This is a genomic window from Cytobacillus sp. GQ23 (assembly GCF_059758675.1).
In genome coordinates this window covers 219309-244494 of record NZ_JCAXER010000001.1, presented here as the reverse complement: position 1 = coordinate 244494, position 25186 = coordinate 219309, and the positions used below count along the sequence as shown (strand labels likewise).

General features: G+C 41.5%; 22 protein-coding genes, 1 other RNA gene and 1 pseudogene. 14 read left to right on the top strand and 10 right to left on the bottom strand.

Going from position 1 to position 25186, the window contains the following annotated elements:
• Nucleotides 1–153 precede the first annotated feature (153 nt).
• The 3 genes and pseudogenes from AC6CHU_RS01245 to AC6CHU_RS01235 all read left to right on the top strand — a co-directional run bounded on the left by AC6CHU_RS01245 (nucleotide 154) and on the right by AC6CHU_RS01235 (nucleotide 3024).
• A pseudogene (locus tag AC6CHU_RS01245) lies at nucleotides 154–1033 on the top strand (AraC family transcriptional regulator).
• Between the two features lie 301 nt (nucleotides 1034–1334).
• Nucleotides 1335–1748, top strand: coding sequence for a GNAT family N-acetyltransferase (locus AC6CHU_RS01240; protein ID WP_251283045.1), 414 nt, complete (start codon nucleotides 1335–1337; stop codon nucleotides 1746–1748).
• Between the two features lie 110 nt (nucleotides 1749–1858).
• Nucleotides 1859–3024, top strand: a protein-coding gene (locus AC6CHU_RS01235; protein ID WP_498119714.1) for an IS3 family transposase whose coding sequence is annotated in 2 segments (ribosomal slippage) — nucleotides 1859–2135 and nucleotides 2135–3024 — 1167 coding nt in all. Because the reading frame shifts where the segments join, the coding sequence is not laid out codon by codon here.
• A gap of 79 nt (nucleotides 3025–3103) precedes the next feature.
• On the opposite strand, the gene AC6CHU_RS01230 is transcribed toward AC6CHU_RS01235, so the two are convergent.
• The 4 genes from AC6CHU_RS01230 to ssrS form a co-directional block, all read right to left on the bottom strand.
• Nucleotides 3104–4348: an MFS transporter gene (locus AC6CHU_RS01230; RefSeq protein WP_251282936.1), complete on the bottom strand. Its 1245-nt coding sequence runs from the start codon at nucleotides 4346–4348 to the stop codon at nucleotides 3104–3106.
• 108 nt (nucleotides 4349–4456) lie between these two features.
• On the bottom strand, nucleotides 4457–5434 hold the full coding sequence (locus tag AC6CHU_RS01225; protein WP_251282935.1) for a ring-cleaving dioxygenase: 978 nt from the start codon (nucleotides 5432–5434) through the stop codon (nucleotides 4457–4459).
• 105 nt (nucleotides 5435–5539) lie between these two features.
• The gene (locus AC6CHU_RS01220; RefSeq protein WP_251282934.1) at nucleotides 5540–5680 is read right to left on the bottom strand and encodes a hypothetical protein; all 141 of its coding nucleotides are present in this window, start codon (nucleotides 5678–5680) and stop codon (nucleotides 5540–5542) included.
• Nucleotides 5681–5784: 104 nt separating this feature from the next.
• Nucleotides 5785–5981, bottom strand: a non-coding RNA gene (ssrS, locus tag AC6CHU_RS01215) — 6S RNA.
• Nucleotides 5982–6107: 126 nt separating this feature from the next.
• Between ssrS and AC6CHU_RS01210 the strand changes: the two genes are divergently transcribed.
• The 5 genes from AC6CHU_RS01210 to AC6CHU_RS01190 all read left to right on the top strand — a co-directional run bounded on the left by AC6CHU_RS01210 (nucleotide 6108) and on the right by AC6CHU_RS01190 (nucleotide 11280).
• Nucleotides 6108–6524: a YhfM domain-containing protein gene (locus AC6CHU_RS01210; protein ID WP_498119711.1), complete on the top strand. Its 417-nt coding sequence runs from the start codon at nucleotides 6108–6110 to the stop codon at nucleotides 6522–6524.
• Between the two features lie 921 nt (nucleotides 6525–7445).
• Nucleotides 7446–10436, top strand: a complete 2991-nt coding sequence (fdhF, locus tag AC6CHU_RS01205) for a formate dehydrogenase subunit alpha (RefSeq protein WP_251283044.1) — start codon at nucleotides 7446–7448, stop codon at nucleotides 10434–10436.
• On the top strand, nucleotides 10411–10917 hold the full coding sequence (locus AC6CHU_RS01200; RefSeq protein ID WP_251282932.1) for a helical membrane plugin domain-containing protein: 507 nt from the start codon (nucleotides 10411–10413) through the stop codon (nucleotides 10915–10917). The genes fdhF and AC6CHU_RS01200 overlap by 26 nt, the downstream gene beginning before the upstream one ends.
• A gap of 6 nt (nucleotides 10918–10923) precedes the next feature.
• The gene (locus AC6CHU_RS01195; protein WP_251282931.1) at nucleotides 10924–11136 is read left to right on the top strand and encodes a heavy-metal-associated domain-containing protein; all 213 of its coding nucleotides are present in this window, start codon (nucleotides 10924–10926) and stop codon (nucleotides 11134–11136) included.
• A gap of 15 nt (nucleotides 11137–11151) precedes the next feature.
• Nucleotides 11152–11280: a hypothetical protein gene (locus tag AC6CHU_RS01190; protein WP_285868467.1), complete on the top strand. Its 129-nt coding sequence runs from the start codon at nucleotides 11152–11154 to the stop codon at nucleotides 11278–11280.
• A gap of 37 nt (nucleotides 11281–11317) precedes the next feature.
• On the opposite strand, the gene AC6CHU_RS01185 is transcribed toward AC6CHU_RS01190, so the two are convergent.
• From AC6CHU_RS01185 to AC6CHU_RS01170, 4 genes are all read right to left on the bottom strand, one after another.
• Nucleotides 11318–12583: an L-lactate MFS transporter gene (locus tag AC6CHU_RS01185; protein ID WP_159867749.1), complete on the bottom strand. Its 1266-nt coding sequence runs from the start codon at nucleotides 12581–12583 to the stop codon at nucleotides 11318–11320.
• Between the two features lie 122 nt (nucleotides 12584–12705).
• Nucleotides 12706–13314 (bottom strand): TetR/AcrR family transcriptional regulator, encoded by a 609-nt coding sequence (locus tag AC6CHU_RS01180; protein WP_251282929.1) that lies wholly within the window; start codon nucleotides 13312–13314, stop codon nucleotides 12706–12708.
• Nucleotides 13315–13327: 13 nt separating this feature from the next.
• On the bottom strand, nucleotides 13328–13753 hold the full coding sequence (locus AC6CHU_RS01175; protein WP_159867743.1) for a DUF5392 family protein: 426 nt from the start codon (nucleotides 13751–13753) through the stop codon (nucleotides 13328–13330).
• Between the two features lie 14 nt (nucleotides 13754–13767).
• Nucleotides 13768–14490 (bottom strand): GTP pyrophosphokinase, encoded by a 723-nt coding sequence (locus AC6CHU_RS01170; RefSeq protein ID WP_251282928.1) that lies wholly within the window; start codon nucleotides 14488–14490, stop codon nucleotides 13768–13770.
• A gap of 650 nt (nucleotides 14491–15140) precedes the next feature.
• Here AC6CHU_RS01170 and AC6CHU_RS01165 point away from each other — a divergent pair.
• From AC6CHU_RS01165 to AC6CHU_RS01140, 6 genes are all read left to right on the top strand, one after another.
• Nucleotides 15141–15569, top strand: coding sequence for a MarR family winged helix-turn-helix transcriptional regulator (locus AC6CHU_RS01165; protein ID WP_498119706.1), 429 nt, complete (start codon nucleotides 15141–15143; stop codon nucleotides 15567–15569).
• Between the two features lies 1 nt (nucleotide 15570).
• Nucleotides 15571–16773 (top strand): MFS transporter, encoded by a 1203-nt coding sequence (locus tag AC6CHU_RS01160; RefSeq protein WP_498119704.1) that lies wholly within the window; start codon nucleotides 15571–15573, stop codon nucleotides 16771–16773.
• Nucleotides 16774–16884: 111 nt separating this feature from the next.
• Nucleotides 16885–17058, top strand: a complete 174-nt coding sequence (locus tag AC6CHU_RS01155) for a hypothetical protein (protein ID WP_251282926.1) — start codon at nucleotides 16885–16887, stop codon at nucleotides 17056–17058.
• A 72-nt stretch (nucleotides 17059–17130) separates the two neighbouring features.
• Nucleotides 17131–18189, top strand: a complete 1059-nt coding sequence (locus tag AC6CHU_RS01150) for a GerAB/ArcD/ProY family transporter (protein ID WP_159867732.1) — start codon at nucleotides 17131–17133, stop codon at nucleotides 18187–18189.
• Between the two features lie 20 nt (nucleotides 18190–18209).
• Nucleotides 18210–19727 (top strand): spore germination protein, encoded by a 1518-nt coding sequence (locus AC6CHU_RS01145; RefSeq protein WP_159867729.1) that lies wholly within the window; start codon nucleotides 18210–18212, stop codon nucleotides 19725–19727.
• A 2-nt stretch (nucleotides 19728–19729) separates the two neighbouring features.
• Nucleotides 19730–20893: a Ger(x)C family spore germination protein gene (locus AC6CHU_RS01140; RefSeq protein WP_159867726.1), complete on the top strand. Its 1164-nt coding sequence runs from the start codon at nucleotides 19730–19732 to the stop codon at nucleotides 20891–20893.
• 414 nt (nucleotides 20894–21307) lie between these two features.
• Here AC6CHU_RS01140 and AC6CHU_RS01135 read toward each other — a convergent pair whose 3' ends face one another.
• Complete coding sequence (locus tag AC6CHU_RS01135; RefSeq protein WP_251282925.1) at nucleotides 21308–21592, bottom strand: hypothetical protein; 285 nt, start codon at nucleotides 21590–21592, stop codon at nucleotides 21308–21310.
• A gap of 60 nt (nucleotides 21593–21652) precedes the next feature.
• The gene (locus tag AC6CHU_RS01130) at nucleotides 21653–25165 is read right to left on the bottom strand and encodes a S8 family serine peptidase (protein WP_498119701.1); all 3513 of its coding nucleotides are present in this window, start codon (nucleotides 25163–25165) and stop codon (nucleotides 21653–21655) included.
• Nucleotides 25166–25186: the final 21 nt, after the last annotated feature.

Genomic DNA, 25186 nt, shown 5'->3' with positions numbered 1-25186 from the left:
TTTTCTTGTCAAAATAGCATAGTAAGCTGAAAGCTCCCTTATACTAACAAAGCTGAATTGTATAATAGAATTGGGTCCGATGCATTCCGTATATAAAATATCGAGTGAATGATGAATATTATCGATATGATGTATTTGTAAGGAGGGAAATGAATGTTACACCAATTCAATCAGTTAATGGATTATATTGAAGCGCATTTGACCGAAGAAATCTCCGGGAAGCAAATATCAAAAATTGTCGGGCTATCCGACTATCATTTCAAAAGAATGTTTTCATATATGGCCGGAATGTCTTTGAATGAATACATCAAAAATAGGAGATTATCGGCTGCGAATGCTGAACTGATAAACGGAGCAAAAGTGACCGATATTGCCTACAAATATGGCTATCAATCCATTGAAGGATTTTCAAGAGCCTTTCGGGAATGGAATGGTTTTTTGCCTTCAGAGGTTATTAAAAATAAAATTCAAAAGTCATTTCCCAAATTCACATTCTTTATGGATATAAAAGGAGGAATATCGATGGAATTTAAGATTGAAAAGAAAGAGAAATTTAATATCGTTGGAGTATCAAAAAGGGTCCCAATTCAATTCGAAGGTGAAAATAATGCTATCGTCGAACTGGCCAAAACGATTTCGGAACAGCAAAGAAAAGAAATGCATCAATTAGCCGATTTATACCTCCATCAAGTGCTGAATGTATCGTATGATTTTGATGATGGCTTCTTGGAAGAAAAAGGGCATTTAACACATATGATCGGCTTTGCAACTACACAGGAAAATCCATTCGATGATCTGGAGCAAATTACAATAGAAGAGAGTTTATGGGCCATTTTCCCAAACCAGGGACCATTTCCTTCTACACTTCAAGAAACAACCGCAAAAATTTATTCTGAATGGCTGCCTTCATCAGAGTATGAACCAGCCGATCTGCCTGGAATATCTTTTACAAAGTACAACGGTACATCGGAGAATGTATATAGTGAGGTGGTGGATGGCTGTCAAGAAGAAAGGGAACGTTACACTTGGTTAATGGTTCTGTATTAGACATCCCTTTATAACTTTCGTGAAAGCTATTAAAAAACTGCCGATTGTAAGGAACTAACCCCTGCACACATGTTTAGGAACTGCTGATAGGGTATTTGATTAGAAGGATATAATCTGCCTTAGATAAATAGTTTCGTTACAAAAAGTTGCAAAATAAAGGACTTCTGGTTTTAAAGTCGAATATCTTATAGTATTCCAAGAATTGTTTGGAGGTCATTTCTTTGTTACTTTACTTTTGATATATCATCTGCCTAATAATAAAAAAGTAAATTAGGAGTTGATAAATGATGATATACAAAAATTGTCTTAATGAGATTACGTCTGATATGTTAAAAGGTTTTTTTGTGGATTGGCCCAATCCTCCAAATCCACAAACTCACTTAAAACTGTTAAAAAACAGCAGTAAAGTTGTCATAGCTTTAGATGAAAATACTAATCAAGTAGTTGGATTTATTACGGCCATCAGTGATGGAGTTCTATCTGCTTACATTCCGTTCCTTGAAGTTTTGCCGGAGTATAAAAATAAAGGCATTGGCAAAGAGTTAGTAAAGCTAATGTTAGAAGAGCTTGATGATATTTATATGGTTGACTTGTGTTGTGATGATGACTTAGTTCCTTATTATGAGAAGTTTGGAATGCTTAAATCCAACGGCATGCTCGTTAGAAATTACAAAATGCAGGCGGGTATTTCAGACAAATAAAAATAAAAAAAACGCTTGGAGATTTAGAGTGACCCAGTAAAATGAGACAAGGAAAAAACACCCCCTGAATCGTATTTAATATCTATACGATTTTTGGAGGTGTTTTTCTTATGGGGACAAGAGTTCATTATCCAGAAGAAATAAAGTGGGAAGCGATTAAGTTAAAGCAAAAGGGATTAAGCAATCAGGCAATTATGGAACAGCTCGGAATTAGAAATGTTTCACAAATCAAAACTTGGATGAAATGGCATAGAGAAGGTCAGGTTCACCGGTTTTCTCAGCCCGTAGGCAAACAATACACGTATGGTAAGGGGCCAGACGAATTAAGTGAAGTAGATGAATTAAGAAGGAAGAATAAACAATTGGAGATGCAGCTGGATATTTTAAAAAAGTACCAAGAGATAGAAAGGAGCTGGAGCCGCAAGTCGTGTTAAAAGTCGTAGAGGAGCTGTCTTCTGTGTATTCTATAATCAGTATTTTAGGTACCTTGGAAGTACCAAAAGCTACTTATTATCGGTGGAAGAAAAAGTATATTCACACCATAATGAGTCCATTAGAAGAGCTTATAGTACATCTTTGCGAGGAAAATCATTTTCGTTATGGTCACCGGAAAATTAAAGCTCTTCTCAAACGAAATCATCGGGTTGATGTTAATCGGAAGACAGTCCAAAGAATTATGCAAAAATACAAAGTGCAATGCCAGATAAAGGTGAAGCGACCTAAATACTTAAATGGAGAAACCAATATTATTGTTGAAAACTTATTAAATCGGCAATTTAGAGCAGATAAGCCGAATGAGAAGTGGGTCACAGATATTACATATCTGCCTTATGGTCCATCAATGGTCTATCTGTCGACAATTATGGATTTGTACAACAATGAAATTGTAGCGTTTAAGGTGAGCACAAGCCAGGAAACTAAATTGGTTTTAAGCACCCTTCAGGAAGCTCTAGAAAAAAGAAAACCAGCTGAAGGAATCATGATTCATACGGATCAGGGGGCTGTGTATACCTCCTATGCGTTTCAGAATATGGCAAAAGAAAACGGCATGATCACAAGCATGTCCCGAAAGGGAAACTGCCATGATAATGCCGTCATCGAATCCTTTCACTCCTCGCTAAAGTCGGAAGGATTCAAAGATCAAAAAAGATCTTCTCTTTCTCATTGTAAGTTAGTAAATATCGTAAATCAATATATGAGTTATTATAACGAAATACGCATTCAGGCAAAATTAAACTACCTGTCCCCTATTGAATATAGAGGACAGGCAGCATAGGTGTTTTTTCTAAGTCTCAAAACCGCGGGTCAGTCCAATTATCCAAGCGTTTTTTTGTGCACCTTTTGTCCGGCTTTACTTAAGATGCCCCTTTAACCAATTTGCGTTCCTTTTCTTTAATTAACCCTGCACCCATCAGGCCCATCAGTGAAAAGATAACCGGAATAATAAATCCATATTGGTAGCCTGCTTCAAAGGTATCCAATACTTTTCCGAAAATAAATGGCAGCAGTACGGCGCTCAGAAAACCGCCGGTATTGGCAAAACCAGAAACGACACCAACGTCCCGAATGTCAAAGGATTTTCTGACCATCGCAAATGTCAACGTACTTGCTCCATTTCCATACCCCATGATCAGGAAAAGCACAATCAGGAGCGGATATGGCGGTTTGCCCTGAAATACAAGAAAAGCTGCCCATCCAAGTACGGCGATTGTGTGGGCAAAGAGATATGGGCGTTTGATGCTGCCCATACGGCCAGATATAAAGCTCATTAATGGAGCACCAATGATGGCACCAAACAATCCGATCATTACAAGCTGGCTGGAATCGGAACGGCTCAGGCCGTACATGTCCATGCCATACGGTACAGCCCATGAACCGATGAACCCAACATATGTGCCCACCAGGCCAAAATGACAGAAGAATGTGGCCCAAGCCTGCCGGTCAGTAAATATTCTCTTTAATATGCTTGCTGTTTTTTCTTTTATCTCTTTCCTATCTTTCTTTTTTTTAGGCTCTATGCCCATACGCGCTGGCTGCCAGATTAAGATGATATATAGCAATCCGGAAAGGATGGTCAAAATAATGCCGACTGCCAAAAATGGAATGCGCCAGCCCCATATGGAAATCCAAATGGAGAATGGTACAGTCGCGAGCAAAAATCCAAAGCTTCCAGACATGCCCGCAAAGCCAAGCAGCTTTACAAATTCATTTACCTTAAACCATGTGCCCAAAATGATGACAACATTTATCCAAATCGTCGCATCTCCTATTCCAACCAGCATCCTTGCCGCGAAAAGTATGTATTCATTCGCTGCAAAACTGAATAATAACGTCCCTATTCCGTTCAGAAGAGTTCCGGCGATTAAGAATACATTAGGGCCAAAACGGTCGGATAATATTCCAATCGGCACCTGAAGGCTGGCATAGGCAAAAAATTGGATGCTTGTCAGAAGCCCAATCGCCGCAGCTGTCACTCCGAATTCCTTCATTAATTGATCTGTAATTAAACCAGGAGCTGTCCTTTGGCTGACGATCAAAAAATAAGCAAATAAAACCGCGCCAAAGACGAGCCACCTGTATTTGCTGTTATGTTTCTCCACTGCTCTCTGCTCCTATTTCTAAAAAGAATAACCTCCATTATAACGCAAAAAAAGGCCTCTGTCCTCCAATGCGTTCAAGCAGTGGAATGACAGTTGCCTTTGGCCAGGTTATTCTTTTACAAAATCCTTCGTGCTTCTTACTGTATCGATCGGGCGGACATAGCTTTCAATCTTGTCTCTTTTCGGTTCAAGGAAAGGCGGCAATGACAGCTTTTCTCCAAGTGTTTCATAAGGCTCGTCACCCATGAAGCCAGGTCCATCTGTTGCAAATTCAAATAAAATCTGCGGAGCAACCCGGGAATATAAGGAACCGAAGAAGAAGCGGTCGACAAACCCGGAAGTCTGGAAACCAAAGCCTCTCAAATGCTGATCCCATTTCTCGAGAACAGTTTTATCTTCCACGCGGAAAGCGGCATGATGAACGGTTCCGTAGCCCTGGCGCGCCTGGGGAAAAGATGAATTATGTTCCACAATCACCTGTGCCCCGTTTCCGCCTTCACCTACTTCGAATAAATGGAAATCTCCTTCTTGGGCTATTTCCTTAAAGTGCAGCACTTTCTCCATCATTTCCTTAAAGTAATCAAATTGAGCCACCCTTACAAAAAGCGGCCCCAGGCCGGTGATCGCATATTCAAGCGGGATAGGCCCCTTCTGCCATGGTGTTCCTGATGGGACTCCTTTATTGCCTTCATCCGAGATCAATTGGTATTTTTGATCATCGAAATCAGTGAATGAAAGAGTTTTCTTGCCGAACTGCTCCTGAATGCCGGAATGAGGGACCTCTAAGCGGTCAAATCTCTTTACCCAATATTCAAGTGCTTCATCTGTCGGAACCCGGAATGATGTTTTCGAGATTTCATCTGTTCCGTGAGAGCCCTTTGGAATTCCGGGAAAATCAAAAAATGTCATATCCGTTCCCGGACTTCCTGTATCATCTGCAAAAAATAAGTGATATGTTTGAATATCATCCTGATTGACGGTCTTCTTTACTAAACGCATTCCTAATGTATATGTGAAAAACTCATAATTTTTTTCCGCACTGCTTGTGATGGCAGTTACATGATGTATGCCTTTTAATGAATTCAAGTGGACTTCCTCCCCTTTGTGATCTATCTTAAAATGAAATATCTTTAATTCGAGATATTTTTACTTTATCACGGCTTTTGGCTGATGTCAATAAATCCCGGGGCCTTAGAAAAACGATTTAATTACGTCTTCCTCATGATTGCATTCCTTGCAGATGTATTCAATTTCCAATGCATCTTCCCTTGCGATATGGGCAGTCTCTTTACCGCAGACTTCGCAATATCTCTGTACTGTAATTTCATTCATTTTTACATCTCCTGTTTATGTGTCGTTTATCTTGGTTTAACCAGAATTCGAATTTCTAAACGCAAAAAAACCAGCTCCAATTGGGAACTGGTTTAATTACAGTATGTACAGCCGCCATTGCCGTAAATAATGATAAGAAAGTTTTAAACCACCACTCCTCAAAGTGGGTGTTCGCAGAAACCTTCCTGCCTGTCCTCCTTGTCATATAGACGGAGGCCTGTCATTCCCGTTTCAATGTAAAACTCCCTATTACAGCTTAAAGGTTAAAACTTTATTATGATTACGAACAATGCAGCTTGTATTTATATATTAACGGATGTCTGCGGATTTTTCAATGGGCATGCTCAGCCTTTTTTTGTATTAAAAAGGGGTTAAAGAATTATTGTTGAATATATTTTACACGGCAGAATCAATCGGAGGATGTTAAATGAAAAAAAATCCTATTATTTTATCCATTATAATTATCTTACTTTTATGCGCATGTTCTAAAGATGCCTCAAATGAATTTGACCTTGATCAGCTGACCAGAGTTGACATCATAGAAGAAAAAAGTGGGCAAGAGTTCATCATAACTGAAGAAGAAAAGATTAAATCATTCAGAAACCTAATCTCAAAAGTTGAATGGGAGTTAGACATAAAGCCTCAGATGGCTGAAAAAGAAGATATGACAGCTACTTTATTCTTTACTCATGATAAAAATATGCCGGAGAGATTGACTGAGTATTCCCTCTGGTTCGGCAAGAAAGATGGGACTGTTGTGATTTATCACAAAGAAAAAAATGCATTGGGAACGTTGGATGAAGAAAATACCCGAGCTCTTCGAAAACTTCTAGACAATAGCTGAAAGGCAGATTTGCAATTTTTGATGTTTTCTTTAGAGACCATTTTCTTGGGGCTTTCTATTTTGGGCGGTATCACTCCACTAAAGTGACCGTTTTCTCAACGCCTCTTCTGTTTTGGGCATTATCACTCCTCTATAGTGACCATTTTCTCGGCGCCTCTTCTATTTTGGGCGCTATCACTCCTCTATAGTGACCGTTTTCTCGGCGCCTCTTCTGTTTTGGGCGCTATCACTCCTCTATAGTGACCGTTTTCTCTTGGCCTCTTCTGTTTTAGGCGCTATCACTCCACTAAAGTGACGGTTTTCTCGGCGCCTCTTCTGTTTTGGGCGTTATCACTCCTCTATAATGACCGTTTTCTCATCGCCTCTCCTATTTTGGGCATCATCACTCCTCTATAGTGACCGTTTTCTCGGCGCCTCTTCTGTTTTGGGCACCATCATTCCTCTATAGTGACCGTTTTCTCAACGCCTCTTCGATTTTGGGCATCATCACTCTTCTATGGTGACCGTTTTCTCTAGGCCTCTTATGTTTTGGGCACCATCACTCCTCTAAAGTGACCGTTTTCTCGGCGCCTCTCTTGTTTTGGCATCATCACTCCTCTATAATGACCGTTTTCTCAACGCCACTTCTGTTTTGGGCGCTATCACTCCTCTATAATGACCGTTTTCTCAACGCCACTTCTGTTTTGGGCGCTATCACTCCTCTATAGTGACCGTTTTCTCGGCGCCTCTTCTATTTTGGGCATCATCACTCTTCTATGGTGACCATTTTTCAACGCCACTCCTGTTTTTCGGTTCATGACTCCCCTGTGGCCACCGCTCTCTCCTCACTCCCTCTCCTGCCAATTCACCCCATTTTGTAATACATTTCCCACTTTTAACAAATACTTTTCAAATAGAACAAATGAATAGGCGGTGTGCATGATGGACGGTGGAAAATTTACTTTTTACCTGGATGATAAAGAGATCGAAGCAAAACCCGGTCAATCGATTTTTGAAGCGGCGCGGGATCAGAATCACTTTCTTCCCGGAATTTGTTCCTCCCAGCCCGATTTAGGGGTTGGTGTCATTCAGTCGTGTGATACCTGTTATGTAGAAATTGATGGCGAATTGAAAAGGTCCTGTGCGACGAAAGCAGAGCCGAATCTGAAAGTAAGTTCGGTGTCAGAGCTGGCAAAGGAAGCTCAGCTTGAAGGCATGTCCCGTATTTTAAAAAATCATGAGCTCTATTGCACGGTATGCGATAACAATAATGGAAATTGTGTGGTGCATAATACGGCGGAGCATTTTAAGATTGAACATCAGAAGTATGAATTTAAGCCAAAGCCTTACCCGCAGGATAATTCTAATCCTTTTTACCGGTATGAGCCGGATCAGTGCATCCTTTGCGGTCTTTGTGTGGAGGCATGCCAGGACCTTCAGGTGAGCGAGGTGCTGAGCATTGCCTGGGATCGGGAGCAGCCGCGCGTGATTTGGGATAATGATGTGCCGATTAATGAATCCTCCTGCGTATCCTGCGGTCATTGTGTGACAGTGTGCCCCTGCAATGCTCTAATGGAAAAATCGATGCTCGGCAAAGCAGGCTATCTCACAAATATTCCAAAGCCTCTTCTTGAGCCGATGATTGATTTAACGAAAGAAGTTGAACCCGGATACAAAGAGATATTTGCTATATCCAATGTGGAAGCAGCGATGCGGGAAGCCCGTATTAAGCGGACTAAAACGGTCTGCACCTATTGCGGTGTGGGATGCAGCTTTGAGGTTTGGACGAAAGACCGGGAAATTCTCAAAATCCAGCCGTCGCCTGAAGCTCCTGTAAATGGGATTTCCACTTGTGTGAAGGGAAAATTCGGCTGGAGCTTTGTGAACAGCAAAGAACGCCTTACGAAGCCCTTAATCAGAAAAGGAGATAAGTTTTATGAAGCAACATGGGATGAGGCTCTCACAGTAATTGCAGAGAAATTCACTTCCATTAAAGAAGAAAGCGGGCCGGATGCCCTCGGCTTCATTGCATCTTCCAAATGTTCCAACGAGGAAAACTATCTGTTCCAAAAGCTGGCAAGAGCCATTTTTAAAACGAACAATATTGATAATTGTTCAAGATATTGTCAGACACCTGCCTCCATGGGTCTTATCCGTACTGTGGGCATCGGCGGGGACTCCGGTACAATGAAGGATATTGCCAGCTCCGATTTAATCATTGTGGTCGGTGCGAACCCGGCAGAATCCCACCCTGTCCTGGCAACCCGAATCAAACGGGCGCACAAATTAGCGGAACAGAAGCTGATAGTAGCTGATCTCCGGAAAAATGATCTGGCGGACCGTGCTGATCTGCATATTCATCCGAAGCCGGGAACCGATCTTGTCTGGCTTTCAGCTGTTACAAAATACTTTATTGACCAGGGCTGGGAAGCTCGTGATTTTCTAAATACGCGTGTAAATCATGTGGATGAATATATAAAGTCCCTTGAAAAATTCACACTTGAGTATGCGGAGGAAGTTACAGGGATTTCAAAGGAAACTTTAATTAAAATTGCTGAAATGATTCATGAAGCCAAAGGTACGTGCATTTTATGGGCCATGGGTGTCACGCAGCATTTAGGCGGCACGGATACTAGCACAGCCATTGCTAACCTTTTATTAGTTACAGGCAATTTTGGCAAGCCTGGTGCAGGCGCCTACCCTCTTCGCGGCCATAATAACGTCCAGGGTGCGAGTGATTTTGGCACCATGCCTACCTGGCTTCCGGGATATCAGCCAATCGAAAATGATGAAATACGCACCCGCTTCGAACAGGCGTGGGGTACTGAACTCCCTAAAAATCCCGGCCTCAATAACCACCAAATCGTAGAGGCCATCCAGGCTGGCAAAGTAAAAGGCATGTATCTTTTTGGTGAAGAAATGGGTCTAGTGGATTCAAATATCAATTATGTTCACGAAGCATTTGAAAAACTGGATTTCTTTGTCGTGCAGGATATTTTCTTTTCCAAAACGGCCCAATTTGCGGATGTGATTCTGCCGGCAGCGCCAAGCCTTGAAAAAGACGGCACCTTCACTAATACAGAGCGGCGAATTCAGAGATTCAAAAAAGTTTTCGAGCCGCTCGGGGACAGCAAACCGGATTGGCTCATCTTTCAGGAGCTGGCCAACAGGCTTGGCGCAAACTGGCATTATAATGATCCTGGTGAAATCATGGATGAAGCGGCCAAGCTTTCGCCTGTTTTTGCCGGTGTCAGCTACAAGCGCCTTGAAAACTGGGAAAGCCTTGTTTGGCCTGTTGCACCAGATGGAACGGACACACCTTTGCTTTATCAAGATCTGTTCCATTTTCCGGATGGAAAAGCCCGTTTAATCACAGTGGATTGGACTCCTCCATTTGATGCCGGAGAGGAATACGACCTTCACTTGAATAACGGAAGAATCCTGGAGCATTTTCACGAAGGCAATATGACCTATCGATCTGAAGGCATTTCCTATAAAGTGCCGGAGCTTTGGCTGGAGGTTTCTCCAGAACTGGCAAAGGAAAGGACTATCCAAACAGGCAGTCTTGTGCGCCTGACCTCCCCTTACGGCCATGTGAAAGTAAAAGTGTGGGTGACCGATCAAGTTAAAGGAAGAGAATTGTATTTGCCGATGCACACAACTGAAGGAATGGGAGCAGTCAATAAGCTGACCAGCAGCTATCATGACAAAATCACCCATACGCCGAACTACAAGGAAATGCAGGTGAAAATGGAAGTGCTGGAACGTGACGGCGATTCACCGCTTCCTCACCACAACTTCAGGTTTGGCAACCCGCAGCCCCATATTGGTGTAGAAACTGAGAAAAAATGGAGCCGGGACGACTTTATCTCCATTCCGGAAATGCTGAAAAAGGAGGGCATCTACGATGGCGAAAGCGATCAAGCAAATTGAGCTGATTCAGCCTTCAGCACAGGAAGAACAAGCAAAGGATCTAGCTGATCTTTTAACGCAGCTTGGCCAGAATCGGGAAGCGATCTCAAGTGCCATTGATATCATCGGACAGCTTCAAAGATCTGGCATACTTGATATTGTTCAAGGATTTCTGCATTCAAAAGAAAAAGTAGCTGCCATTGCGATTGACCAGGTGAACCAGCCAAACATGCACAATATTATCCGCAATGGTTTTAATACCGTCGATTTTCTGGGCTCCCTTGATCCCCAGCAGATGAATATCATGATGAATGCTGTCACTAAAGGCCTTGATGAATCGGCAGAAGTGATGAAAAGCAATGAAAAGACCAGTGTGCTCGGCCTTATGAAGGCGATGCGTGATCCTGATATTAATCTGGCCATCCATTCTATGCTTGGTTTTCTTAAAGGAATGGGCAGTGAAATGGGCAAAGAGCACACTCACTATAAAACAGGAGAGTGATTAGTATTGATTACTCGAACAGTATCAATCGAAAACATGGATCAGGCAGATGAAGAAAAACTGAGCAAAGCTCTCTATGATGTGTGGGGTGTCCGGAAGATTAAAATTAATTCCATGAGTGGTGAAGCAGTCATTGCCTTTGATGAAGATGCAGCCTCCTTCAAGGATTTTGAGCAGGCCATCAAGGACTGCGGATATAACATTCTATCCAGTCAATAGTAAGGGGGTATTTCTTTGGCAAAGGTTTGTGAAATCTGCGGACTTAGGGAAGAAACAGATGACGATGAAAACAGTTTTGATATGCTGGTCATTTGCCCGGATTGCTCCAAAGATCGAGTACATCCATTTTCATTTGAAAAATAGAAAAGAACTCCTGCCGGGTAATCCGGCAGGAGTTTCTCTATTCCGTAACAAGCTGACGCTGTGTTCTTTTTTCCTTCTTTGTACTCCTGATTTTCTTAATGTCGCGCTTCATCAGCAATGAAACGATGAAGCCAATGGCAAGCATGGTGCCAAATACATAGAAGGTAATTGTATAGCTTTTTGTATTTTCATATATGCTGGAAACCAGCATTGGCCCGGCCACTCCGGCGATCGACCAGGATGTTAGCAGATAACCATGTATCGCTCCAAGCTGTTTCGTTCCAAACAGGTCTCCAATAAAGGCTGGAAGCGATGCAAACCCTCCTCCATAGCATGAAACAATGATATAGAGGAAAACAGAAAAGATAAACGAGTTTGTGATGAACGGAAGAATGAAGAATGCAGCCACCTGAATCAGGAAGAAGGTCATAAATGTATTTCCTCTTCCAAGATAATCCGATGCGGATGCCCACCCTATTCTTCCGCCTCCATTAAAGAGGCCCATTATGCCGACAATACTTGCTGCCGTAATGGCGCTCGCTCCCGTGATTTCCTGAGCCATTGGCGCGGCAACTGAGAGAATCATGATACCTGCAGAAATATTGATAAACATCATAATCCAAAGCAGCCAGAAACGCTTCGTCTTAATCGCTTCATTGGCAGTCAGCTGTGCCAGATCCGCTTTAACCGGCCGCTCTTCCTTATTCACTTCCATTCCTTCAGGGGCCCATCCTTCTGGTGGTTTTGCGATATAAAGCGCTCCCAAAATCATCAGTATAAAATAACTGATTCCGAGGATGTAGAAGGTGGTTGGAATCGATGTCGCAATCATTAATCTGCTCGCAATGGGACTTGTAATTAAGGCCCCTGCGCCAAATCCCATTACCGCCATCCCGGTGGCAAGTCCCCTTCTATCTGGAAACCATTTTACCAGTGTGGAGACAGGTGCAATATAGCCGAAGCCAAGACCCAGTCCCCCAATGACACCGAAGAAAATCAGAAAGAGGATATAGTTCTCCATTTGAATGGCGAAACCCGACCCAATAATCCCAATTCCAAAGAAGACTGCGGCAATCATGGCAGACACTTTTGGCCCCCGTTTTTCTACAAATCGGCCAAAAAAGGCTGCCGCAATTCCTAAAATAAAAATCGCGATCGTAAATGCCAGTGAGACGTCGGTTTTTTCCCAGCCAAGCGATTCCTTCAATGGATTTTGATAAACGCTGTAAGCATACACCGAACCAATCGATAAATGAATAGCGACAGCTGAAAGGGCAATCAGCCATCTGTTCTTCTTCGCCATATCTAACCCCTTTCCAGAATATTGTCTTATTTATTCCCCTAATAAGGAATATGCTCCATGCTATTTTTTACCTTCCCAAAAAAGCCTGTCTCTAATCCTTCTAGAGACAGGCTTTTTGAAATTCAGACTGATACAAAACCCTTTTTTAATAAATAGATTTCTGTTCTGTAATTAGTTACAGCTTCATCGAATGGCAGTTCTCGTGCAAATTTTTTCACAATATTGTGGAATGTGACAGAGGAAATGATCTGCATCATGTGAAAAAGCTCCCGCTCATCCATGATATTCAGCTTTTCCTTATTAATAAGGCTGCCGATTTTCCTGAAGTTTTCATTCAAATCATTTTCGCCGAAGCTTCTTGCCATAACAGTTTCAATCCGGTGCGTCATATTAAGAAACAAATTCCTCAAAAACTGCAGATTTTCTTTTTCCTCCGTTATGATGGCTGTATAAAAATCGATCATCGCCTCAAAAATATCACCATTATTTTTGTAGAGTGTTTCCAGAAAGTGCATCTTATAAGCAGACACATGGCTATTTAATAAAAAGAAAAACGCATCTTCTTTGTCATCAAAATACTGATAAAAACTCCCTCGGGGGATTTTGGCATCCTTTATGATATTGGATACGGATGCCTGATTAAGCGGAACGCGGGCAAATTCCTTTTTGGCCGCATGGACTAAGTTTTCCCGTTTGTCTTCTGGTAAATTGAAAAAAGTAATTTTCGGCAAATTCTTTTCCTCCTTATTGCCAGTCCCTTTTTTCCTCCTTTAAGAATTGGATAAAGTAAGGAATAGCCTTTCTCGGGTTCTCATTGATCATGGTTTGATATCTCGCTTTAATCGGTTCTGCAGTCCATTGGCTTTTAGAAATCCGGTCTTTTATATACTGTGAACTCCGCTTTTGAATTTCCTTTTGCTGATGCTTCCCTTCTTTCGAAAGCGCGAAACCGAGCGCACCAATAATAGCATAAATCAAAATGGTTAACGGTGATGTTTTCTCATCCTGAACGGTGAAAAATAAGGTCATGAGATTGATTAATGACAGAATAATCAGGGGTGTTGACCAAAAGATATATCTGGATGCTTTTTTCATAATGGGAGATACGATTTCTTCAAGCTGTTCCAATTCTCTTTTTATGAAATTCGGCATATCTGTCCAAACTTGCATCTATTTCGTCTCCTTTAAGTTTTAATCCCTTTTTTGGCCAGCAGAAATTGCAGGCTTTCAGGTGAAATCTTGATGGCTTCTTCTTCATTATTCAGCTGTTTTAAAGCCATCATTTCTTCATGGATGTTCTCCATTTTCCGATCGAGGCGTGAAGCCGTGTCAGCTGCCTCTTTCAGTTCACTCTTTATTCTTTGCGGAATTTCTTTGTTGTACTTGTAGTAAATCTTGTGCTCAAGGCTTGCCCAGAAGTCCATGGCAATGGTGCGGATTTGAATCTCCACCGGTACCAGCTCTTCCCTGTCTGACATAAAAATCGGAACCTGGACAATCAAATGGAGACTCTGGTAGCCATTCGGCTTTGGGTCCTGAATATAATCCTTGCATTCAAGCACGGTTATATCTTTCTGGCTTTCAAGCATAGCTTTGATTTTATAAATATCAGATACAAAGGAACATGTAATGCGAACGCCGGCGATATCCCTAATATTTTGCTTAATGGATTCCAGGGAAAGCTCCAGCTCTTTTCTGTGCAGCTTTTTAAATATACTATCTGGAGATTTAATGCGTGATTTGACATGCTCAATCGGATTATAGTCATGCACGTACTGAAATTCTTCTTTCAGGATATTTAATTTCGTGTTTATTTCTTCTAATGCAAACTTATAGGACATCATGAAACGAACTAAATCTGTCCTAAGTTCTTTTAAGGTTATCTGCTCAGGCATATTTGTGACCATAGGGACTCCTTTGAATTTCCGCCTTATTTTTGGATGGCTTTAAATCGGATGGCTTTTTGCAGATTGAGGCATTTACCCCCTGATTCTGCAGCTTGGAAATAAGCAATTGAATACTGGACAATGCTTTTCACCTCGATATGACACTGTGTCATTCTTACATTTGAATTGTATATGACAACGTGTCATATGTCAATTGATTATGACACGTTGTCACAAATTCGCCTTGTTTGGGACAGGCTCTTTTAGTAGAGAATATTGTTTTTCGCTTATCAATGTTGACCGTTGATTGCAGCGATGCTCGCTTTCCGCGGGACGGGCGCTGGACGTTCTCGGCTCTACGCGGCTGCGGGGTCTCACCTGTCCCGCTACTCCCGCTGGACGTAAAATATGCTTCCTTGAGTATCATCGCACGAAGAAAATACGCATGCATTATCGAGGATCCCGCACCTTCCGCTCCAATCAGCTCAGTAATATAAAACAAATAGCAACAAACTTTGCGAAAACAGCCTTTAGATATGGATCATTGTATTGATACATTGCTTTGGCCTATTTACATAACACCAATGTGAGCAGTATAATGGATAAATAATTAATTAGTTACTCTAGATAACTATTACCCAAAGTAACCAAAAAAGGAGGTTTTTCAAAAAATGGAGACATTTCAGCGATTTTTTCATCAGCTTGTCCTATTGTACCGGCCTTTTGAAAACAGGCTGAACAATGAGTTAAGCAAGCATCAATTATACCGGGCGCAATGGTCCATCATGTATTACTTGTTTAATGATGGTTCTATTACTTTGGTGGAACTGTCACATTATCTTGGCGTTGAAAAGCCAACGGTGACAAGAACGATTGCTAAATTGGAGGAAATGGGTTATTTGGAGCCTGTGCCGACAAAAGATAAACGGGAAAAAAGGATGCAGCTGACCGCTACTGGCAGAAGGGTTTACCAGGAGGTCCGCGCAGCTATTGATGAATTTGAAAAAGAAATTCTGAAAGGAATTTCTGAGGAGGAACAACTCGAAGGGATTCGTATGATGAGTGAAATACGCAAAAATTTAATACAAGGAGAGTTTTAAATTGAATCAGCCTAGACCAAAGCTATGGACAAAGGATTTTATAATCGTTTCATCCATAAATTTTTTATTAACATTAATTTTCTATTTGCTGATGGTGACCATTGCAGTCTTTGCAGTGGATTACTATAGTGCCACAACCAGCCAGGCCGGGCTTGTGACAGGCATCTTTATTATAGGAACGCTCATTGGCAGGCTTTATATCGGGCGGGCCATTGATACCATCGGCCGTAAGAAAACACTTTCTATCGGTTTGATCTTATTTACACTGACGACCCTTTTATATTTCGTGAACATCGGGATTGCTTTCCTGCTTGGCACCAGGTTTATACACGGCATTGCTTTAGGTGTCGCAAGTACGGCGACTGGAACCATTGCAGCACAGATTATACCGGCGACCCGTAAAGGTGAAGGAATTGGCTATTTCAGCATGAGCACAACGCTGGCGACAGCTGTTGGCCCATTTATCGGCTTGTTGATGATGCAAAAGGTATCTTTCCAGCTGATTTTTGCCTTCTGTCTGATCATCGGCATCATTGCTCTGATTACATCCTTCTTCTTGTATGTTCCTGCAATAGAAACCTCTGGTGTGAAAAAGCAGGGCTTCCAAATTTCCAGCTTTATTGAGCCAAAAGCAGTCCCGATTGCATTCATCACATTGGCAATCGCATTCGGTTATTCAGGCGTCCTTTCTTTTATCAATTTTTGTGCGAAAGAAGTCGACTTAGTGGAGGCTGCGAGCTTTTTCTTTCTCATCTACTCTGCCGCTGTCCTGGTTTCACGCCCATTTACCGGGCGGCTGATGGATCTTAAAGGAGCCAATTATGTCATGTACCCCGCTTTTATCTTATTTGCGGCAGGCATGTTTGTCCTCAGCACAGCAAGCAGCAGCTTCACCCTGCTTTTAGCTGGAGCGCTGATTGGGCTAGGCTTTGGAAATATGCAGTCGTGCACCCAGGCAGTGGCCGTCAAGCTGACACCCGCTCATCGGATGGGGTTGGCGACGTCTACATTCTTTATCTTCCTTGACGCAGGACTGGGATTTGGCCCCTATTTGCTTGGATTCATTATTCCGGTTACAGGCTATGGCAAGCTCTATGGAATGATGGCAATCTTTGTTTTATTATCAGCGATTTTATATTATTTCCTTCATGGGAAGAAAGAATCTGACACTTTGAAGAAAGTGAACACATCGGTTTCAGCCTGAAAATAAAGCATTGCAAAATTGAAAAAGAGTCATGGACCCACTGTTAATGGGTTCCGTTTTGAGGTGCTTTTCTAAAAATATGGACTAAGAGACAGTTCTTTTGACATCTAAATGGCAAATAAAAAAGCAAAACTCGCCCCAAAACTGGGCGAGTTTTCTTTGTTATTAATTCCGGTTCTTTTTAAAGTAAAACCATTAAGGGATTTATGTGTAAACAAAACTGCAATTTCAAGCCGTTTTGAATCAGGTGTTTCCAGTATATTGAGAAGTGTTTGGGGGCAATGAATAGAACGAAGTTGTTGAGGGAACTATAGCACATGATAATACGTTCCCATTGTTTGGAAATGAGGTGAATTTTTGACTAAGATATCTCCTATTCAGGCATACATGATGATTATTCTTTCAGTTGGATTGATGAACCACGTTATTATTATCCCATTACTGCTAGGAGCATCAGGGCGAGATTCTTGGCTAGTAGTGCTTCTTGTTTTTGTCGCTTCCCCTATATGGATCGGTTGTTTGAACTACATATTAAAATATATGAAGAATCAACACTTTAAGAAGTGGCTAGAGCACCACTTTGGAAAGTTTGTATCTGCACTTTTAGTTATTATCTATAGTTTGTTTGTATGGGTCATTGGCTTTATTACCTTAAAAGATACTCTAACATGGACTACTGCAGCATACTTGCCTCAAACTCCAATGCTTTTTCTCGCGGGAACCACACTTGTTGCTTGCTTCTTTGTCACTTGTCAAGGGCTCAGCACGATTGCGATTGTGAGCGGGATATTGTTGCCTTTTGTGGTTATTTTTGGTTTCCTTGTGTCGTTTGTAAATATTCAGTTTAAAGAATATACCTTACTTTTTCCTTTGTTGGAAAACGGAGTTGCTCCATTATGGAAAGGTGTTCCTTATGTTGCCGGAGGATTGATGGAGTTGTTTTTATTGATGTTGCTGCTTCAGCACAATTTATCAAAGAAACCAGGATTCGGAAGCTTGATGCTGCTGTGCCTCATCCTTACAGGACTTACATTAGGACCATTGATTGGCTCGATTACGATATTTGGCCCTGATGAAGCAGCTAACCAGCGTTACCCCCCTTACGCTCAATGGAGAATAGTTAGGATGGGAGAATATGTGGAGCATGTCGATTTTTTTTCGATTTACCAATGGCTATCAGGTACATTCATTCGTGTGTGTCTCTCTATCTTTCTCTTGGGAGAATTATGGAATTTAAAAAAGCGCAGATGGTTTCCAATGTTATTAGGCACAATCGCTATGCTTGTTGCTATTTTGTTGCCGATTAGTGACATGGCTTTTCTAGACCTGTTGGGCAAATTTTATTTACCTTCATTTTGCATTTTTACAATAGCGACCTTGATCTTGTATGTAGTTCGAATCATATTCTCTAAATAGAGTAAAAGGGGTAACAGCAGATGATGAAAATATTAAGAAATAAGAGAGTAAATGGCAAAAGGTCATCAACTAATCCAGAGGCAACAGGGTTACCTCTTAATGAACAATCATTGATCCAACACTTTAAAATGAGTCAAGATGTAAAGCATCATTTTTACAAATTAATACCTAATGATGAACATTCGAGAGTCCTATTGATTTATTGTGAGGGCTTAAGTGACAACCAAACGTTCATTCATGAGACAGCGCTCCCTCATTTGACCCGATTTTACGAAAACTATGGATTTCAACATCATAAGGAAATTGCCGAATCGAGTCAATTACAATTAGAATTAGTCAATCCTGAAGAGTGGGAGCAAACGGCCGAAACAGATATCTATGAAGGTAAACTACTATTGTTTATTCCTAGCTTACAAATCTTGTTCTCCCTCGATATCTCTAAAAAACCGTCACGAAATCCGGAAGAATCCAGCATTGAGGTTTCAGTAAGGGGACCAAAAGATGGATTTGTAGAAGAATTGGGAGTCAATGTGGCATTAATTCGGAAACGTATCAAATCAAACAGCATGGTTTATGAAACTAAAAAAGTAGGCGTTCGCACAAAAACAACCATTGCGATTCTATATATGCGTGACATTGTTGAACCAAAAATTGTTCAAACTATAAGGAATAAATTAGATAAAATTCAAGTTGACGGGGCTTTCAGTGCCACTCATCTAGAAGAATTAATGGAACCGACAAAAACCTTGTTTCCTTTAATGGGGTATACAGGAAGACCAGACTTTACCGTTAACTGTATGCTAAATGGTCGTGTGGCGTTGATTGTGGATGGTACACCCGCTGCTTTAATCGCACCTGCCAATTTGTTCCTAATCGTGAAAACTCCAGAAGATATCCATCATACTGCATTATCGGCAACTTTTGGTCAATTTCTTCGTTTATTAGGATTGTCCGTTTCACTTCTACTTCCTGGATTTTGGGTTGGTATTCTTGCCTATCATCAAGATCAACTACCCTATTATCTACTTGCGATATTAGGCGTTAACCGATTGGGAATTCCGTTTGATGTAGTAGTGGAAATGTTTATTGGACTTGTCTTCTTAGAAATCCTGCGAGAAGCTGGTATCCGATTGCCTTCTGCAGTCGGCAGCACCGTAACCGTTGTAGGCGGACTTATTCTGGGTGATGCGGCTATTCGTGCAGGATTCCTATCCCCTGGTATTGTTGTCATCGGAGCCATTACGCAAGTGTTTGGTTCAACTTTATCAAACCAGTCATTGGCTGGAACGATTAGCCTTTTACGCTTCTTCATTTTCGCGCTGTCTTCCATCCTGGGGATCTACGGGTTCTTCCTTGGATTATTTATTTTGATCAGCCATTTAGCATCTTTACGTTCATGCGGTTTGCCTTACTTGGCTCCGATTTCACCGCCTTATAAAGACTTAGCCAATGCATTACTTAGATTACCTTGGCAATGGAGAAAATCTCGCCCAGATATGTTAAATACTAAAGATTCTACAAATCAAGGGGATAGGTAAAAATGCGGGGATATAAAAGTATTTTTGTTTTTCTTCTTCTCCTCAACCTTACCGGATGTTGGAGCAGATATGAAGTACAGAACATGAACTATGCAACTGCTGTTGGTATTGACTATATCAATGACAAATATACAGTTTTTGTGCAATTACTAGATTTCACGACAGTGGCAAAGCTGGAGGGACAGCAAAAAGAGGAACAGCCCCCGGTTTGGGTGGGCAAAGGTCAGGGTGCTTCATTTACTGATGCCGTAAATGATTTGTATAGTACATCACAACAGCGCCTAAACTTTGGACAAGTCTCTGCTATCTTGTTTAGCGAGAGAATGATAAAAGAAAACAAAGTAGGGGAAGTGCTGGAATTAATCAATCGTTATCGTGAAATAAGGTACATATCTTGGCTTTTCAGTACAAGAGAGCCTATAGAAGAAATTCTTCTGGCTACACCCTTTTTTAGATTGTCTCCGAAAGCATCGATTCTTCACAATCCCGAACAAAATTATAGACAGCGATCCATCCTTACTCCGATCCGCCTGAAACAATTTGTATTAGACTCAAACGAAAAGCCCAGGACTAGTTATATACCTGAATTATCGATTCGCAGAGGTCAGTGGCAGGAAAGTAATAAACCCAAAGAGTTGCTTAAATATTCAGGTATACATATATATGATCAGGACAATTATTATGGTCGAATGGATCTCGAGGATTTGTCTGGATTGCCTTGGCTAAGTACTCACACCATCCGAGTTCCTCTTAATCTTTTTGCCGAAGAAAAGCTTGCTGCTATTCTTGTCGCCGAAAAACCCAAGTTTGAAGTGACCCCCATTGTTAAATTGGACAAAGTGTTTTTCGATATATCTGTGAGTGTGAAAGCCGGAATCAATGAATTACACACTGACCTTACAGAACATAAGCTCAAACAAATTGCTCAAAAAACAATAGAAGAGCAAATCCGTAATACGTATCAAACCGCGTTTAATAAGGGGATAGATATTTACAACTTGGGTGAAACATTATATCGCCAACATCCACATCAATGGAAGCACATTGCCACAGGAAAGAACCAACTCGTTTTAAACCAAGATTCTCTTCGCAACGTAGATGTTGATGTGAACATTGTTTACTCTGGAAGGTATAAATTGCATGAAAATAGTAAATCCAAAAAGTGATTCAGGTATAAGGCTTGGTATGGTCTTTTGGACTCAGTTTTATATATTCTAATTAAAGAAGTATGCCATATTATTGAAAGGTTATTGATCTCAGTAGATTATAAAAAATTGACCTATCATTCAAATTAGTTTGCACGGGGAGTAACTTAACTCCCTTTGTTGACTCCGACATTAGATATACCCTTTTTCATTTAGGCTGGGAATGATACGGATTAATTGACCCATTGTTTCATCCTTATGAACATACTGAAATAATCCTATACCTTAGGTGTAACTATTTCAAAAACATCCCCTTTTACTAACCTAATCAATACTTATTTCTCTTTACCATATTTTAACACATGTTTTTTCAACTAACCTCTCTCTACAGAAGCGTACACACCCGATTACTCCTGATTTGTTAGATTTTCATAGCTATTTACCTGCTTGTAAATGGATTACAGTTGGAGGATAGTCACCACTAAAAAGGATATATTTGTACACATGGTGATGAATGGACACTGGGATAAGGATATTGCCGGCAGCCAAAGCGGCATTGAAACCGACAGCTATTTTGGCCTGCATTTTAAGGGTACAATACTTATTGTCCATATAAAATATAATGTCAATTGCTATTTCAAAAATGATGAAAGAGGCTAAAAACCCTAAAAAATAAGGAAAATGACGTGTGCCAATTTCACACGTCATTCTTTTTGCCATTTATCAATAAAGCACCCGAAAACGAAACCCTTTAACCCGCTGTCCATGGCTTTTATTCATTTATTTCTGAACAACTGTAACAGTCTGAGGGCTAGTGCTTACTTTAAAGCCCTGTTTATTTGATACATCCGCACTAATCGTGTAAGTCCCATCCGGAAGATCAGCATCAGGAGTCCACTTTAAGTGAATTTCAAGTTCATTTTCTACATTAAAGGTGTCAACAATGTTTCCTGCTTCATCTTTAACGTACACCTTCCAGTTTAAGCGGTTGTTTGCAAATGCATTGATCCCGGCAGGTGTGTTTGCATTCACATTTTTATTAGGATAAACACTGAAGTAGCTCACCAGCATGCTTTCATGAATATAGGAAGGATCCCCCCATACAGAATAGCTGTGGTTTAAGGCATGGTCGATACCCAGTACAACAACACTCAGCGGTTCTTCCTTTACAAGGGCTGACGTTTTTCCTGGCTCGAGCGGCATATATTTGCCGTTATACCAGATAATGGCCCCATTATAGCCGCTTCCGCCTTGGTTGTCTTCAGACTTGAAGGATATCTCATATTGGCCGCCTTTTGGCTGTACCTTAATATCAGAGACAGTTGGTGCAACTGAATCTACGTGAACCGGAAGCCTTACTTCCTGCGGTTTGGCATCCTTGTAATCTAATGTTGTTTTGATTACATACTGATAGGTTCCGTCCTTAACGAATTGCCCATCTTGATTCCTGACATCCCATAAATATCCGTTAATCAAATAATCCCCTAATGCCATTATGTTTTTGCGGAACTTCCATGGCTTGCCGGTAAATTCACTGAAGTCGCCTAAATAATTGATCATTTCCCCTTTATCATTCTCAATGAACATCTCTGTCTTTTCTAAATTGCGGAGAGTTGTAAAAGATGGGAAAACACCCGGTAAAATGGCATTAGGAGATATGACAATACGGTCCATATTAAAGGTTCCGGTATACGGGTCATATCCCATTGGGAATCTTGCCCCTTCATCGTTCCAAAGAACGGTGTACCCAAGGAATGCATCCTTTTCCCAGGCAGCGGGGTCCAGGTTTTGCGGCTTGTCCCAGTCTCCATAATAGCCCATATATGGCACAGTCAGCGGAACCGCAGCATCGCTATTTTTACCGGATGGCACAAGGCGGACAAAGCCTTCTACAAAGGTGCCCTTCTTTATATTTTTCGGCAATTGGATCTGTACATCCAGACTCTTATTTTGTCCGGGCTTAATTTTCAGCTTTTTCCCTTTGGATTCCGTTACTTTTTCACCGTTAACAACGGCAGCAGCCCCGGATATTCTCTTGCTTGTCATTGTTAAATACTCTTTAGAATCTAATTTGCCGTCATTATCCAGGTCAAATTCTTTCATTTCGCTTTCGTCTGTCAATACATCTACGTACACGGTATATTCCAAATCTTTAACATCTGCATCACGCAATGCTTCAACATTCAGTTTGAAGTGTGCTTTCTCCTTAATCTCTTTAAGGGCAACCGCTCCTGCCTGTTCCAAAGATGCGTTCTTATTTGTCACAAGGACAGGTGTTTTGATCGCATTTTGGATTTGCATCAGGCCGGATCCCTGCACGCGCGGTGAGTATGGAACCTGGTTATTTGCGCGCGGATCCTGCACGACTTTTGATGTATTCATTAAAGCAATTTTCGCTTTTAGCGCTGTTTCTTTTGATTGTGTTAAACCTTTTTCATATAATGCCTGAAGCAGCAAAGCTGATCCGCCTGCAGCATGCGGCGCTGCCATGGATGTTCCGCTCATGATTTCATATTCATTGCCGGGAACAGTCGAATAAATTCCGCCGCCAGGTGCGGACAGCTCGGGTTTGAAGTCCAGCGTGTGCGGTGTTCCAAACGATGAAAAGTCTGACATATTATCCTTTTCAGCATTTTCCACCCAAAGACCTTTGCCCATATGCATTTTCACTGTTTGTCCCTCTGCAAGCCTGGAAATTATGGCTTCCCCTTCCTTTTTGCCGGTTGTAGCTGCCGGGGTTAAGTAAGGACTGAAATACAAGAAAGAATAATCCTCTTTATCAGGCGGCGGAACAAGGATAACTGCCTTGGCTCCATTTTTTCCGGCTTCAGATTGGACATATGAATAAGTAAAATAGCTAAGTTCCGGCTTTGCTATAACAATTTTTCCTGCTACATCTTTGCCTGTAAAATCTTCTCTTTTGCCTTCCCCTACATACACCATTTCATAGCTCTCACCAGGAGTTAATACCCTTGAAAGCTTTAAATTCACATTGGTCTGATCCTGATATGGAAGCTTGACACCATTTTCATCCATAAGTGTATTCCTATGCATTTTACTATTTTCATAGGAAGCAACAGAAAGCGCAAACGGGCTGACAGAAGGTTCCCCGACTGTCCCAATATCCGGATTCTCTGCATATGGCTTGGCAGAAGACTCCAAAATATTATTTTTAGTACTGTAAGAGGAATTTCCTCCAGCCACTACTACAAGGGTACCCTGCTCAGTTGCTTCCCTGATTGACTTCTGGATGGGATCATTTTCTTCCCCAACAAAGCCGGCATCTGATCCCAGACTCATGTTGATGACATCAGCCCCCATGGTGACAGCATGTTCAATTCCGGCAATAATATCATCTTCATAAGCACCCCCGCCGTTATCAGAAAATACTTTTTCAGCGAGAAGCTGAACACCGGGAGCAATACCCTTAACTCCATCATTTTCTTCATCGCCATTGGCACCTACAGTACCGGCGACATGCATGCCATGCGGGCTTCCATACTCCCCGCGGGGAATGACATCTGTATCCTCATCTGCCCAGTCATAACCAGTCGGCACCTTGTCACTATACCAGACGTCATTTATCGCCGTTTCAGTGAGTTTTGACTGTATTCCTTCCTCCGACCATTTCTGTTTGTCTTTCCCTTCATCCGTCAAGGTCATATCCTGGTGTGTATAGTCCAATCCGGAATCAACTACAGCAACCACGAGCCCTTCCCCTTCATACCCATGCCGCTCCCAGACTTTTTGAGCCTGCACTAATTCCTTACTGGCACCCATGGATGGCTGGAATGTTCTCGCGATATGCACGTTTGTGACCCCTGGAATTGCCTGTATGTCTTTTAAATTTCGAAACTCGGTATCCATACTGAAACCATTAAACCCTTCATAAAAGCGATGCTTCACCTTCTTGAAAGATTTCTTTCTGGAAAGCTTTGAAATAACTTCATCCTGTTTTGCCTTCATTTTGGTTTTTTTGCTATTTTTCGTTTTATCTGTATCTGCCGGCTGTTCAACCTCTACAATGACGCGCAGAACATCATTTGGCTTATACGGTGCCGCTAACCCTTTTTCTTTCAATTCTCCATACCCAAGCTTGTCCACTGCCTTGGATCCAGCCTGATATTGATGATCCAAAAATATTTTCTGCCCCTGCTTAACAATCTCTTCTACGCTTGGAGCCTGAATCTGATCATCCTGAGTACCTTCTGCCGATACGGTTCCCCCAAATAATAAGGCTGCTGCTAATGCAGAAGCCAGCACCTTATAGGGTACCCCTTTCCTCACTTTCATGTTTCTCCCGCCCTTTCGTAT

Bases quoted from the DNA above. Each gene is read 5' to 3' on its own strand.
- AC6CHU_RS01240 (WP_251283045.1), top strand. From the start codon at position 1,335: ATGATATACAAAAATTGTCTTAATGAGATTACGTCTGATATGTTAAAA.
- AC6CHU_RS01220 (WP_251282934.1), bottom strand. From the start codon at position 5,680: ATGAATGAAATTACAGTACAGAGATATTGCGAAGTCTGCGGTAAAGAG.
- AC6CHU_RS01210 (WP_498119711.1), top strand. From the start codon at position 6,108: ATGAAAAAAAATCCTATTATTTTATCCATTATAATTATCTTACTTTTA.
- fdhF (WP_251283044.1), top strand. From the start codon at position 7,446: ATGGACGGTGGAAAATTTACTTTTTACCTGGATGATAAAGAGATCGAA.
- AC6CHU_RS01200 (WP_251282932.1), top strand. From the start codon at position 10,411: ATGGCGAAAGCGATCAAGCAAATTGAGCTGATTCAGCCTTCAGCACAG.
- AC6CHU_RS01185 (WP_159867749.1), bottom strand. From the start codon at position 12,583: ATGGCGAAGAAGAACAGATGGCTGATTGCCCTTTCAGCTGTCGCTATT.
- AC6CHU_RS01175 (WP_159867743.1), bottom strand. From the start codon at position 13,753: ATGCAAGTTTGGACAGATATGCCGAATTTCATAAAAAGAGAATTGGAA.
- AC6CHU_RS01170 (WP_251282928.1), bottom strand. From the start codon at position 14,490: ATGGTCACAAATATGCCTGAGCAGATAACCTTAAAAGAACTTAGGACA.
- AC6CHU_RS01165 (WP_498119706.1), top strand. From the start codon at position 15,141: ATGGAGACATTTCAGCGATTTTTTCATCAGCTTGTCCTATTGTACCGG.
- AC6CHU_RS01155 (WP_251282926.1), top strand. From the start codon at position 16,885: ATGGCAAATAAAAAAGCAAAACTCGCCCCAAAACTGGGCGAGTTTTCT.
- AC6CHU_RS01145 (WP_159867729.1), top strand. From the start codon at position 18,210: ATGATGAAAATATTAAGAAATAAGAGAGTAAATGGCAAAAGGTCATCA.
- AC6CHU_RS01140 (WP_159867726.1), top strand. From the start codon at position 19,730: ATGCGGGGATATAAAAGTATTTTTGTTTTTCTTCTTCTCCTCAACCTT.
- AC6CHU_RS01135 (WP_251282925.1), bottom strand. From the start codon at position 21,592: ATGGCAAAAAGAATGACGTGTGAAATTGGCACACGTCATTTTCCTTAT.
- AC6CHU_RS01130 (WP_498119701.1), bottom strand. From the start codon at position 25,165: ATGAAAGTGAGGAAAGGGGTACCCTATAAGGTGCTGGCTTCTGCATTA.